Source organism: Brachybacterium halotolerans subsp. kimchii (assembly GCF_020792675.1).
GTDB classification, from domain to species: domain Bacteria; phylum Actinomycetota; class Actinomycetes; order Actinomycetales; family Dermabacteraceae; genus Brachybacterium; species Brachybacterium halotolerans.
The window spans coordinates 1,509,156-1,522,001 of the sequence record NZ_CP086254.1 but is presented as its reverse complement, the minus strand read 5'-3'; the positions used below and the strand labels follow the sequence as shown (position 1 = coordinate 1,522,001).

At 73.3% G+C, this 12,846-nt stretch carries 10 protein-coding genes; 8 read left to right on the top strand and 2 right to left on the bottom strand.

Features of this window, described 5'->3' with window-relative positions; all coding sequences use genetic code 11:
* Positions 1-194: 194 nt before the first annotated feature.
* The 7 genes from Bra3105_RS07085 (at position 195) to Bra3105_RS07055 (ending at position 8,254) form a co-directional block, all read left to right on the top strand.
* Positions 195-1,493: a sugar ABC transporter substrate-binding protein gene (locus Bra3105_RS07085; protein WP_228359197.1), complete on the top strand. Its 1,299-nt coding sequence runs from the start codon at positions 195-197 to the stop codon at positions 1,491-1,493.
* Positions 1,490-2,464, top strand: coding sequence for a carbohydrate ABC transporter permease (locus tag Bra3105_RS07080; RefSeq protein WP_200502831.1), 975 nt, complete (start codon positions 1,490-1,492; stop codon positions 2,462-2,464). Before Bra3105_RS07085 ends, Bra3105_RS07080 begins: the two co-directional genes overlap by 4 nt.
* An 86-nt stretch (positions 2,465-2,550) precedes the next feature.
* Positions 2,551-3,387, top strand: a complete 837-nt coding sequence (locus Bra3105_RS07075; RefSeq protein ID WP_228359611.1) for a carbohydrate ABC transporter permease — start codon at positions 2,551-2,553, stop codon at positions 3,385-3,387.
* Positions 3,384-4,856 carry a glycoside hydrolase family 3 N-terminal domain-containing protein gene (locus Bra3105_RS07070; protein ID WP_228359196.1) on the top strand — a complete coding sequence of 491 codons (1,473 nt, stop codon included), beginning with the start codon at positions 3,384-3,386 and terminating at the stop codon, positions 4,854-4,856. Before Bra3105_RS07075 ends, Bra3105_RS07070 begins: the two co-directional genes overlap by 4 nt.
* A complete protein-coding gene (locus Bra3105_RS07065) occupies positions 4,853-6,307 on the top strand; it encodes an anhydro-N-acetylmuramic acid kinase (protein WP_228359195.1) in 1,455 nt (484 codons plus the stop codon). Before Bra3105_RS07070 ends, Bra3105_RS07065 begins: the two co-directional genes overlap by 4 nt.
* Positions 6,304-7,353: an N-acetylmuramic acid 6-phosphate etherase gene (locus Bra3105_RS07060; RefSeq protein WP_323188853.1), complete on the top strand. Its 1,050-nt coding sequence runs from the start codon at positions 6,304-6,306 to the stop codon at positions 7,351-7,353. The genes Bra3105_RS07065 and Bra3105_RS07060 overlap by 4 nt, the downstream gene beginning before the upstream one ends.
* A 34-nt stretch (positions 7,354-7,387) precedes the next feature.
* On the top strand, positions 7,388-8,254 hold the full coding sequence (locus Bra3105_RS07055; protein ID WP_228359194.1) for a MurR/RpiR family transcriptional regulator: 867 nt from the start codon (positions 7,388-7,390) through the stop codon (positions 8,252-8,254).
* A 188-nt stretch (positions 8,255-8,442) separates the two neighbouring features.
* Here the strand turns inward: Bra3105_RS07055 and Bra3105_RS07050 are convergent, their stop codons facing one another.
* Positions 8,443-9,513, bottom strand: a complete 1,071-nt coding sequence (locus tag Bra3105_RS07050) for an L-lactate dehydrogenase (RefSeq protein WP_228359193.1) — start codon at positions 9,511-9,513, stop codon at positions 8,443-8,445.
* 172 nt (positions 9,514-9,685) lie between these two features.
* Positions 9,686-10,672, bottom strand: a complete 987-nt coding sequence (locus Bra3105_RS07045) for an aldo/keto reductase (protein ID WP_228359192.1) — start codon at positions 10,670-10,672, stop codon at positions 9,686-9,688.
* 334 nt (positions 10,673-11,006) lie between these two features.
* Here Bra3105_RS07045 and Bra3105_RS07040 point away from each other — a divergent pair, with 334 nt between their 5' ends.
* Positions 11,007-12,752 carry an ABC-F family ATP-binding cassette domain-containing protein gene (locus Bra3105_RS07040; RefSeq protein ID WP_228359191.1) on the top strand — a complete coding sequence of 582 codons (1,746 nt, stop codon included), beginning with the start codon at positions 11,007-11,009 and terminating at the stop codon, positions 12,750-12,752.
* Positions 12,753-12,846: the final 94 nt, after the last annotated feature.

The following is a 12,846-nucleotide window of genomic DNA, read 5'->3' as shown; positions in this document are numbered from 1 at the left end:
CTTCAGCATAGAAGATCGGCGAGGGAAGTTTTCTTGACGTTCGGCTCCGGGAGCGATCCCGGAGGGTGTCATCACCGGGTCCCCGGATCCTCGATGACGCTGCTTCTCGACGCGGTTCCCGCATCGCTCGACGACGAGACGATATCCACAGTGCCGCCCGGCACGTGCCGACCCGACAGCTGTGAGGAGTTCCGATGATCTCACGACGAGGTGTTCTCTCCGCCGGGGCCGCCGGCTCCGCCGCACTGGGCCTTGCCGCCTGCTCGGGCGGCTCGGGCGGCAGCGACCCGACCGACACCGAGGCCAACGCCGACAAGACCATCACCCTGTGGATCATGCAGGGCACCAACGCGAAGACCGACGAGTACGTCGACGCGATCACCAAGGCGTTCAAGGACAAGACCGGCGCGACCCTCAAGGTCGAGGTGCAGCCCTGGGACGGTGCGCACGACAAGTTCGTGACCGCCATGAGCGGCGGCACCGGCCCGGACGTCGCCGAGGTCGGCACCACCTGGGTCCCCGAGTTCGCCGACGCGGGCGGCCTCGACCCCCTCACCAAGGACGTCGACGAGGCGGGCATCGGGGACGGTCTCGTCCAGGGCCTCGTGGACGCCGGCACCCTGGACGACGAGCTCTACGGCATGCCCTGGTACGCGGGCGTCCGCTCGATCCTCGCCGACAGGAAGATCCTCGAGGACGCGGGCGTGACCGAGCAGCCCGGCAGCTGGGACGACCTGCTCAGCATGATCGAGACGCTCAAGGAGAAGAACCCCGACATCATCCCGTTCCCCGTCGCGGGCGGCTCGATCTTCGCCGGCATGCCCTTCGTGTGGGGCGCGGGCGGCGACATCGCCAGCGAGTCCGGCGGTACGTGGAAGGCCACGATCAACTCGACCGAATCGGTCGAGGGCATCACCTGGTACACGGATCTCGCGCTCAAGCACGACGCGTCGACCGCGGCCGCCTCGAGCTGGCTCGAGACGGACTCCCTGGCCGCCTTCCAGCAGGGCAAGGTCGCCATGTTCATCACCGGCTCGTGGGTGCCCGCGACGATCAAGGCCGACGACGAGGATCTCTTCAAGCGCCTCGTCGCCTTCACGATCCCCGCGAAGGACAAGGCCGTCGCGCCCTCCTTCCTGGGCGGCTCGCTCCTGTGCCGCTTCACCGAGACCGAGGAGCCCGAGCTCGCCTTCGAGCTCATCAAGCTCATGTCCACCGGTGAGTTCGCGACCCAGTGGGCCAAGGACACCAACTACTTCCCGGGCGAGCAGAAGGCCCTGGACCAGGTCGTGGCCGACGGCGACGACCTCACCAAGGTCTTCGCCCAGCAGATGACCGAGGGCGGCACCACCGTCCCCGTCACCCCGGCCTGGGGGCAGATCGAGGGCAAGAAGACCCTGTCGACCCTGTTCAGCGACGTCCTCGGCGGCACGAAGCCGCAGCAGGCCGCCGACGCCGCCGCCACCGAGATGGACAAGATCTTCGGCGGATGAGCGCGGCCACCTCCACTCCGAAGAACGCCGCGAACGCCACCGGGACCCTCGAGCGCCGACGGGTCCCGGTGCGCCGCCGCCTGCAGCGCGGCTCCGCGCCCTGGCTCCTGCTCGCCCCGGGACTGGTGACCCTCGCGGTCCTGCTGCTGTGGCCGCTGGTGCGCGTGCTGAACCTGTCCATCCAGGACTACCGGCTGCGCAACCTCATCCGCGGCGACTCGAACTACACGGGCCTGACGAACTACCGGGAGATCCTCTCCGATCCGTTCCTGTGGGGCACGGTGCTGCCCAACACGGTGGGCTTCGCGATCGTGTGCGTGGTGCTCACGATGGTCGTCGGGATCGTGGTCGCCCTGTTCCTGAACAGTCTGGGCACCTGGTGGCGCAGCATCTGCACCACCGCGATCATGGTCGCGTGGGCGGTGCCCGCGATCACCGGCACGTACGTGTTCGTGTGGCTCTTCGATCCCCTGAACGGCCTGGTCGCGAGCACCCTGGACCAGCTGGGGATCATGGAGGCCGGCTCCTGGAACTGGTTCGCCAACCGCTGGGCGTTCTACGCGATCGCGACCGCGAACGTCGTCTACCACGGCTTCCCGTTCATCGCGGTCACGGTGCTCGCGGGTCTCGGCACCGTCCCCAAGGAGCTCTACGAGGCCGCGGCGCTCGACGGCGCGGGCCCCCTCTCCCGCTTCCGCAGCGTGACCATCCCGGGCATCCGCCCGATCCTCGCGGTCTGCATCATCCTGTCGACCATCTGGGACTTCAAGGTCTTCACGCAGATCTACCTGATGCCCGGCGGCAACGGCACCAACCGCGACGTGATGAACCTGGGCGTGTGGTCGTACTCGGAGTCCTTCGCCCAGGGCCTCTACGGACGCGGATCGGCGATCGCCGTGCTGCTGACGCTCCTGCTGCTGGTGATCTCCGTGATCTACATGCGCTCGCTCATGAAGGAGGACGAGCTGTGAGCACCGCCCCCGCCGACCGCACCGCCCCCGCGGGCCCCGTCGGCCCCGCGCCCACCGCCGCCGAGCGCACCGCCCAGCGCGCGGCGATCCGTCGCCGCAGTCCGCGGCGCATCTCGGCCGCCGTCGGCAAGGCCGTCGGCGTCGTGCTGGTGCTCGTGTTCTCGCTGTTCCCCTTCTACTGGATGCTCTCCACGGCCGTGGACCCGAATCCGCTGGGGCGCGGCGCGAGCTGGCTGCCCACCGGGTTCACGCTCAAGAACTTCCGGTTCGTGCTCGTGGACGCCGGGTTCCTCGACTACGTGAAGAACTCGGCCATCGTCGCCCTGGGCACCGTGCTGATCTCCGGCGCGATCGCGCTGCTGGCCGCCGTGGCGGTGGCCCGCTTCCGCTTCCGCCTGCGCACCCAGGTGCTGATCCTCGTGCTGCTCGTGCAGATGGTGCCGCTCGAGGCGCTCGTGATCCCCCTGTTCCTGCAGGCGCGCAACCTGCACCTGCTGAACTCGATGCTGGGCCTGATCATCGTCTACCTGGCGTTCTCGCTGCCCTTCGCGATCTGGAACCTGCGGGGCTTCGTGGCCGCGGTCCCGAAGGAGCTCGAGGAGGCCGCCTACGTGGACGGCGCGAACTGGCTGCGGATGTTCCGCTCGATCCTGTTCCCGCTGGTCGCCCCTGGTCTGGTCGCGACCAGCGTGTTCAGCTTCATCACCGCCTGGAACGAGTTCATCTTCGCGCTGACCTTCATGCAGGACAGCTCGAAGTACACCGTGGGCGTGGGGCTGCGCAGCTTCTTCACGCAGAACACGGCGAACTGGGGGGCCGTGATGGCCGCCTCGACGATCATCGCGCTGCCCGTGGTGATCTTCTTCGTCCTGGTCCAGCGGAACCTCGCGAGCGGCCTCACCCAGGGGGCGGTGAAGGGATGAGCGGGGTGCGCGGCTGGGACCGCGACGTCCTCACCCTGCTCATGGCCCCGCTCGAGGGCACGACGCTCCCGGACTGGGCGGGCGAGGCGCTCGACGCGGGCCTCGGCTCGATCATCCTGTTCGGATACAACACGCCGGATCCGGAGACGGCCGCCGCCCTCGCCGCCTCGATCCACGAGCGCTGCGACGAGGTGCTCGTCGCGATCGACGAGGAGGGCGGGGACGTCTCCCGCCTCCAGGCGGCGACCGGGTCATCCCTGCCCAGCGCCTGGGCCTTCGGGCAGATCGACGAGGTCGCGCTCACGGCCCGCGCGGGCGAGGCCCTCGGCGAGCTTCTCGCCGCGTGCGACATGGACCTCGTGCTCTCCCCGGTGCTCGACGTCTCGACCGACCCGGCGAACCCCGTGATCGGCACCCGCTCGTACGGCGACGACCCCGATCGCGTCTCCCGCCACGGCCGGGCCATGGCCAGCGGCCTGCGCAGCGCCGGACTGGGTGTGACCGGCAAGCACTTCCCGGGGCACGGCGCCACGTCCGTCGACTCCCACACCGCCCTGCCCCGCATCGACCTCGACGCGCGGGACATGCGCCGCGAGCACCTCGCCCCCTTCCAGATCGCACCGTGGCTCGACGCGGTGATGACCGCGCACATCCTCGTGCCCTCCCTCGGCGAGGGGCCCGCCTCGCTCTCGCGCTGGTCGACGACCCTGCTCGACGAGGTCTCCGGGAACGGCTTCCACGGGCTCGTCGTCACCGACGCCCTGGACATGGCCGCCGTCGCCGCCGATCCCGGCTTCGGCGAGGCCGCCGTGCGCGCGCTCGAGGCGGGCGCGCATCTGCTGTGCCTGGGCACCTCGCTGCGCCGCGACGCCGCGCAGATGGTCCGCGAGGCGCACGACGCGATCCTCGCCGCGTTCGACGCGGGGCGCCTGGACCGCGAGGAGATCGGCCGACGTGCCGCGCAGACGCGCGCCGCCATCCGCTCCCTGCGGATTCGCCGCGGCGTCGAGCCGAGGCGGAGCATCCCCGATGCCCTGCGCGAGCTCGAGGAGATCGGGGCCGACGCCGCGCGCCGCGCGGTCACCGCCCGCCACGCCGCCCTCGGCGGGGGACCGGTGGTGGTCGCGGACGCCCGCGTCCGCGCCGACCACGCCTCCGGCTCCCGCAGCCCGCACCTGGTCGGCGCCTTCCGGGAGCGCGGGATCGACGTCACCGAGGCCCAGTACCCCGGCGATCTCTCCGGCGCCGCCGAGGTCCTCGTGGTCACCCGGCTCCCGCGCTCCGACGCCGCCGAGGCCGAGCGCGTCGCCGAGGCGCTGCGCGTGCGGCCCGACGCGATCCTCGTCCACACCGGCGTCCCCGACGCCGCCCTCGATCACCGGGAGAGCGTGAGCACCCTGGGCAGCTCGCTGACGATGATGCGCGCGGCCGTCGACCTGCTGCTGCGCGCCGGGCGGGAGCCGCGATGAGCGAGCCCGTGACGATGCGCGGGCCCGGCACGCTGAGCGGACCCGTCACGATGCGCGTCCTCGGCATGATGTCCGGCACCTCGGCCGACGCCGTCGACACCGCCCTCGTCGACCTCGCGCGCGACCCCTCGGACCCCGACGTGCTCACGGCTCGCCTGCTCGACGTCGACGAGCACCCCTGGCCCGGCCCGCTGCGCGAGGCGATCCTGGACGTGCTCCCGCCCGTGAGCAGCGACGTCGCCACCTGGGACATGCTGCACGCGCAGATCGGCGCCCACCTCGGCGAGGTCGCCGCGCGGGTGCTCGAGCGCGCCGTCGGCGAAGGCGGCACGGGCGGCACGGGCGCCGCGGGCGGCACGACCGGCGCAGGCGGCGCCGACCTCGTCGTCTCCCATGGCCAGACCCTCCACCACTGGGCCGCTCCGGACGGCCGCGTGCTGGGCACCCTGCAGATCGGGGACGCGGCGCGGATCGCGGAGGCGACGCACGCGAGCGTCCTGCACGACCTGCGCAGCGCGGACGTCGCCCGCGGGGGACAGGGCGCCCCCTTCGCGCCGGTCATCGACGTGATGCTCCTGGGGGAGGACGGGGGAGCCGTGCTCAACCTCGGCGGGATCGCGAACGTGACGCTCGTCGAGGCCGCCGGATCCGCGGATTCCGCTGCTCCCGCCCCGGCCGACTCCGCCCCAGCCGGCTCCGCCGCTCCCGATGGCGCGTCCGGCGCCGCGTCGCCGACGGTCCGCGCCGGCGACGTCGGCCCTGCCAACGCCCTCCTCGACTCCGCCGTGCGCCGGGCCACGGCCGGGCGCATGCACTGCGACGAGGACGGCCGCCTCGCCGCCTCCGGCACGGTCGACCAGCGCGCTCTCGACGAGCTGCTCGCCGATCCCTTCTTCGCGCTCCCGCTGCCGCGCTCGACGGGCCGCGAGCACTTCGACGCCGAGTACGTCGAGCGCATGAGCCCCCGCGCCGCGCGGCTCGACCTGCCGGACCTGCTGGCGACGCTCACCGAGCTCACCGCCCGCACCGTGGCCGACCTCGTGCGCGAGTCCGGCGCGCCCGTCGTGCACGGCTCCGGCGGCGGCATGCGCAACCCCGTGCTGCGCGCGCGCCTGGCGGCCCTGCTCGACCCGGTGCCGCTGCGCTCGAGCGAGGACCTCGGCGTTCCCTCGGACGCCAAGGAGGCCCTGCTCATGGCCGTGATCGGCTGGCTCTCGGTGCACGGCATCCCTGCCCTGCCCGTCGGCCCCGACGGAGGGCCCGTCACCGGCGCCCGCAGCGCCGCCGTGCTGGGCTCCCTCACCCCGCCGGTGCCCGTCACCGGCCTCGATCCGTGCTGCGCCGCCCCGCGCGGCACGTCCGACCCGTCCGACGCCCCCGCCGCGCGCCGACCCCCACGGCGCCTGCGGCTGCTCGGACCCGACCACCGCACACCGGGAGGTGCCCGTTGACCGAGCAGACCGAGCCCGACACCCCCACCGAGCTCGACGCCCCCACCGCGCCGGCCGCCCACGCAGACCCGGCCGTCCGCAGGGAGCCCGCCGAGCGCTGGCAGGACCTCATCGCGCTCGCCTCGCCCACGGAGGAGCGCAACCCGCGCACGCACGAGCTCGACACCTTGGACGCCCCAGACCTCGTCGACACGATCCTCGCGGAGGACACCCTCGTGGCCGGTGCCGTGCAGGCGGTCTCCGCGCCCATCGCCCGCCTCGTCGACCTGTGCGTCGAGGCCATCGCGGGCGGCAGCACCGTGCACTACGTGGGTGCGGGCACCTCCGGGCGCCTGGGCGTGCTCGACGCCGTCGAGCTCCTCCCCACCTACAGCGCGACCGAGCAGATGGTCACCGCGCACCTCGCGGGCGGCATCGCCGCGATGACCCGCGCCGTGGAGGGCGCGGAGGACGACGCCGACGCGGGCGCCGACCTGGTCGCCGAGCAGTGCGGCGAGGGGGACGTGGTGATCGGCCTGGCCGCGAGCGGACGCACGCCGTTCGTGCGCGGGTCCCTCGCCGCGGCCCGTGAGAGGGGCCTGTCCACAGGGCTGATCGCGGCCAATCCGCAGGCGCCCCTCGCGCGCCTCGCGGACGTCGCGGTGCTCGTGGACGTCGGCCCCGAGGCCGTCACCGGCTCGACCCGCATGAAGGCCGCGACCGCCCAGAAGCTCGTGCTCAACGCCCTGTCGACCGCGACCATGGTGCGGCTCGGCACCACCTTCCAGAACCTCATGATCGATGTGCGGCCGACGAACGAGAAGCTCGTCGCGCGCACCGTGCGGATGCTCGTGCAGGCCACGGGCGAGTCGCCCGAGCACGCCGCCGAGGTGCTGGAGGAAGCGGGCGGACGCGTGCGCGTCGCCCTGGTGGCGCTCCTCGCGCACGCGGATGTCACGGATGCGGAGGTCGCCGCAGTACGCTTCGGGAAGGACCCCGGGCGACGGGGCGACCCGGCGGGCATCCGCAGCGCGGTCGCGAGCCTCACGACGAAGGAGTCACCATGAGCACGCAGCAGGACATGCCGTCCACGGACCGGCGATGAGCACCCCGCCGCTCCTGCTGAGGCTGCGCAGCCTGCGCGGCGACCTCAAGCCTGCTCTCGCCCGCATCGCCGACCTCATCCTCTCCGACCCGGCGGGCGTCGCCTCGATGACCATCGGCGACCTCGCCCGGGAGGCCGACTGCTCGGAGGCGAGCGTCGTGCGGTTCGCCCGCCAGCTCGGCTTCCGCGGCTATCGTGACCTGCGCTTCCGCCTCCACGAGGAGGCAGTCGCCGCAGCCACCGCCGGGGAGGACCACAGCAGCGACGGCGACATCGATCCCTCGGACGACATCGCGACGATGACCGGGAAGATCGCCGCGGCGGACTCCCGTGCGGTGCACGACACCGTGCGCGGGCTCGACCTCGAGGCGCTCACCCGGGTGGCCGACGCCGTCGCCCCCGCCCGCCGCATCGTCCTGTTCGGCGTCGGCGCCTCGGGGCTCGCGGCCACGGACGAGCAGCAGAAGCTCGCCCGGCTCGGCCTGCCCGCCGTCGTGCACACCGAGGCCCACAACGGGCTGCCCGCCGTCGCCCTGCTCGACTCGGACGACGTGCTCATCGCCTTCTCCCACTCGGGCCGCACCGCAGAGCTGCTCGACGCGACGCGCATCGCCCACGAGGCGGGCGTCCGGGTCGTCGCCGTCACCGGCGCCGCGGGCTCCCCGCTCGCCAAGGCAGCCGACGACGTCCTGCTCACCGCCGCCGTCGAGTCGGAGCTGCGCTCGGGGGCGACCGCCTCGAGGATCGCCCAGCTCACCGTCGTGGACTGCATCTTCGTGGCCGTCGCGACCCGCGTGCCGGATCTGGGCCGCGAGGCCCTGCGCCGCACCCGCGCCGCCGTCGACGACCGCCGCGTGCACTGAGCTGAGCACGGCGGGGCGGCCGGCGTCCGCGCTGCCGCCGGCACCCGCTGATGAGGTGGCCGGCACCCGCTGATGAGGTGGCCGACGTCGTCGAACGGTCGTGAGCGGACGCCTCTGCCATATATGGCAGAGATGTCCCATATACGCCGGTCGGCGACATGACCGCGAGCCGCAGCCTCCCCCCCCCCTCAGAGCCCGAGGCTGCGCTGGACCTCCCGCAGGGCATCGGCCGAGGCGAGCAGCCGTGCGCGCTCGTCCTCGTCCATCGGCACCTCGAGCGTCCGCTCGACACCGGCGCGGCCGACGATCGAGGGCACGCTCATCGCGACGCCCGAGATCCCCTGGTAGCCGGTGAGCGGGCTCGAGACCGGCAGCACCGCGCGCTCGTCGCGCAGCACGGCCTCGACGATGCGGGCGGCGGCGACGCCGATCGCGAGGTTCGTCGCCCCCTTGCCCTGGATGACCTCGTAGGCGGCGCCCGCGACCTCGTGGCCGAGGCGGTCGAGCTCCTCGCGGGAGAGGGCGGGGGAGTCCGCCGCGCCCGCCGCGCCCGCTGCTTCCGCCGCGCCCGCTGCGTCCGCCGCGCCCGCCCCGTCGGTCCAGTCCTGCAGCGGCACCTGGCCGATGTGCGCCGAGGACCACAGGGGGAACTCGCTGTCGCCGTGCTCGCCGATGATCGTGGCGTGGATGCTGCGCGGGGCGATGCCCAGCCGTTCCGCGAGCCGCCATCGCAGACGCGAGGTGTCCAGGACGGTTCCCGAGGCGAAGACGCGTCCGCGGGGGAGGGCCGCGAGTGCGTCGGCCGCGACGGTCAGCACGTCGCAGGGATTCGTCACCAGGATGAACACGGCATCAGGGGCCTGCGCGAGCAGCTGCGGCATGAGGCTCTCGAGGATCTTCACGTTGGTGCCGGCGAGGTCCAGACGGGTCTGCCCCGGAGCCTGCGCGGCGCCCGCCGTGATGACGACGACGTCGGCCCCGGCGACGCACGCGACGTCGTCGCCGCCCGTGATCTCCGCGCCGCCCGCGAGAGGGGAGCCGTGCGCGAGGTCGAGCACCTCGGCGCGCACCTTCTCGGCGCGGATGTCGTACAGCGCGATGCTGCGGGCGCTGCCGCGCAGCATCGCGGCGTAGGCGACCGACGAGCCCACGGCTCCGGCGCCGACGACGGCGAGGCGCCCGCCGGTGGGCGGCGCGGCGGTGCTCACGCGGTCGGGAGCGGACGACGGACGGGGGTGCGGGGCGTGCGATGCGCTCATGGCTCCATCCTCACGCTCGCCGACCCGGCCCACCAGGGTCGGAGGTCCCGATCCGGCGAGCCGGTCCGCCGGCTGCTCGGCCGCGCAGCCGACTGCCGTCCGACAGCCGACAGCCGACAGCCGACAGCCGACAGCCGACTGCCGTCCGACAGCCGCCCGTCGCCCGCCGCCCTCACAGCCCGACCATGCGCATCCCGTTCTCGTCGTAGCGGTCGCCGGCGACGCCCACCTGGGCGGCCAGGGCGTCGAGCGTGGCGACGTCGTCGGCCGAGAGACGCACCTGCGTCGAGCCCGCGTTCTCGACGAGACGCTCGCGACGGCGGGTGCCCGGGATCGGGACAATCGACGGGGACTGCGCCAGCAGCCAGGCCAGCGCGATCTGCGCGGGGGAGGCCTCGCGCTCCTCCGCGAGCGCGCCCACCGCATCGAGGAGCGCCTGGTTGCGGCGCAGGTTCTCGGCCTCGAAGCGCGGGACGCGGGCGCGGATCTCGCCGTTGCCGAAGTCCTGGTCCGGGGTGACGGTGCCGGTGAAGAAGCCCTTGCCGAGCGGGCTGAACGGCACGAAGCCGATGCCGAGCTCGTGGCAGGCCGGCAGCACCTCCGGCTCGGGATCGCGGGTCCACAGCGAGTACTCGCTCTGCACGGCGGTCACGGGCTGGACCGCATGGGCGCGGCGGATCGTCTCCGCGCCGGCCTCGGAGAGCCCGAAGTGGGCGACCTTCCCCTCGGCGATCAGCTCGCCGACGGTCCCCGCGACCTCCTCGATCGGGACGTCGGGGTCGACGCGGTGCTGGTAGAACAGGTCGATCTGCTCGATGCCGAGCCGCTCCAGGGACTCCTCGGCGACCTTCCGGATCTGCTGCGGGCGCGAATCGGTGCCCTGCATCGTCCCGTCGACGATGTTCCAGCCGAACTTGGTGGCGACCACGACCTGGTCGCGGATCGGGGCGATGGCCTCGCCCACCAGGCGCTCGTTGTCGTAGGGCCCGTAGACCTCGGCGGTGTCGATGAAGGTGACACCGTGCTCGACGGCGAACCGCAGCACCCCGATCATGTCCTCACGGCTGCCGGGGTTGGGGCCGTAGGACTGCGACATCCCCATCGCGCCCAGTCCGATCGCGGAGACCTCGAGTCCCTGTCCCAGTGTCCTCGTGTGCATCTGATCCTCCTCGTGCTGGTGGCCGGCGCCCGGGCGGCTGCCGCGGACGGTCGTGGGAATCATGCTCCGCCCGGGTGCTCGGCGGTGACAGTCCCTGGCAGTACCCCCGCTCCGCGAACCCTTCGTGTCCCGGACGCGGCACCGACGATGACCTGCACGAACCATGCCCCACAGGGTCCGCGCCGGGTGCGCGCCGGGGCGTCGACGGCGCGGTGTCGGCCCGTCGCCGGCCGAAAATCCCTGTCGGCACGGCCCCGGCACGGGCTAGCGTGAGGACCATGAGCATCTGATCGGCATCCCCGTCCGCGTCCCGACGACACCCCGGAGCCGATCCATGACCTCATCCACCCCGCGCACCGCCGCACCCTCGAGCAGCACCCCCGGTGCGGAGCCCTCGAGCGCATCGGCCTCCAGCGCCGCCTCCGGCCCCGTCTCCCGCGCCGAGTCCGGGCTCCATCTGCGGGCCGACGGGATCTCCCACCGCTTCGGCGCCCGCCGCGTGCTCACCGACGTGTCCCTCACCGTCCCGGCCGGCACGCCCACGGGACTGCTCGGGGAGAACGGCTCGGGCAAGTCGACGCTGCTGCGGATCCTCGCGGGGGTCGAGGAGCCCGAGTCCGGCGAGGTGCAGGCGCCCGGCCCCGTCGGCCTCCTGCGTCAGGAGCTCCCGCACGACCCCGCGACGACCACGCTGGCCCAGGTCGTCGAGGAGGCGCTCATCCATGCGCGTCGGCTCGAGGAGTCCCTCACGGAGGCGGGGGCGGAGCTCGCGGTCGACGACTCGCCGCGCGCCGCCGCCCGCTACGACGCGCTGCTGGCCCGCGCGACCCTGGCCGACGTCTGGAACGCCGAGACCCGTGCCGCCGAGGTCCTCTCCGGCCTGGGGCTGGCCGACGTCCCGTCGAACCGTCTGCTCGCGGAGATCTCCGGCGGGCAGCGCGGACGTCTTGCCCTCGCGCACCTGCTGATCACCCGGCCGACGACCCTGCTGCTCGACGAGCCGACCAACCATCTCGACGACGCGGGCGCGCGCTTCCTCGCGGGTCTGCTCGCCGAGCACCCCGGTCCCGTGCTGGTGGCGAGCCACGACCGCGCCTTCCTCGACGAGGCCACGCATGCCCAGCTCGACCTCGACCCGTCGCCCACGCCGCTGGGGGAGGAGGTCGGCGGCCTCACGGCGTACACCGGCACCTTCACCGACTACCTGCATGCGCGGCTGGACGCGCGCGAGCGCTGGGAGAGGCGGTTCCGCGACGAGCAGGAGGAGCTGGACCGCCTGCGGGAGAGCGTGAAGGCCGGCCACAGCGTGGGCCACGAGGGCCGCGCACCGCGCACCGAGGCGAAGGCGGCCAAGAAGTTCTACGCGGACCGCCACGCGAGCGTCGTCTCCCGGCGCGTGCGCGACGCCGAGCGACGCCTCGCCGAGCTCGAGGAGTCCCAGATCCGCAAGCCCCCGGCCGAGCTCCACTTCACCGGCATGCCCCGCGGCGACAGGCGCCGCAGCGCCGGGGAGGTCCTCGTCTCCGTCGCGGACGCGGGCCTCGCCCGCCGGCTCGCGCCGACGTCCCTGAGCGTCTCGGCGGGGGAGAAGCTGCTGATCACCGGGCCCAACGGCTCGGGGAAGTCGACGCTGCTGTCCCTGCTCGCAGGGCTGCTCGATCCCGATCGGGGAACGGTCTCGGTGACGCGAGATCGCGCGCTGCTCGCCCAGGACGAGGAGATCGACGAGCGCTCGAGCGTGCGGCGGATGCTCGGAGGGACCCCGGAGGACGAGGGCGTGCCGGACCTCATGGGCCTCGTGCATCCGCGCGACCTGGACCGTCCGCTCGGCGAGCTCTCCCGCGGCCAGCAGCGCCGGGCGGCGCTCGCCGCGCTGCTCACCTCCCCGCCGTCGCTGCTCCTGCTGGACGAGCCCACCAACCATCTGAGCCTCGACCTCGCCACCCGGCTCGAGCGCGCGATCGGGCAGTGGGAGGGGACCGTGATCATCGCGTCCCACGACCGCTGGCTCCGCCGGCGGTGGACGGGCCGGGTGCTCGAGCTCGACGGGCCGGGAGTCACCCCTCGATCCCGAACCTGACCACGTCCATCGGGGCATGGTCGGCCATCCCTCTGCGTCACACCCGTTCACGTTCGCGCGCGATCCTTGCGCTGGCGCGCGGTGCTCGCCGACG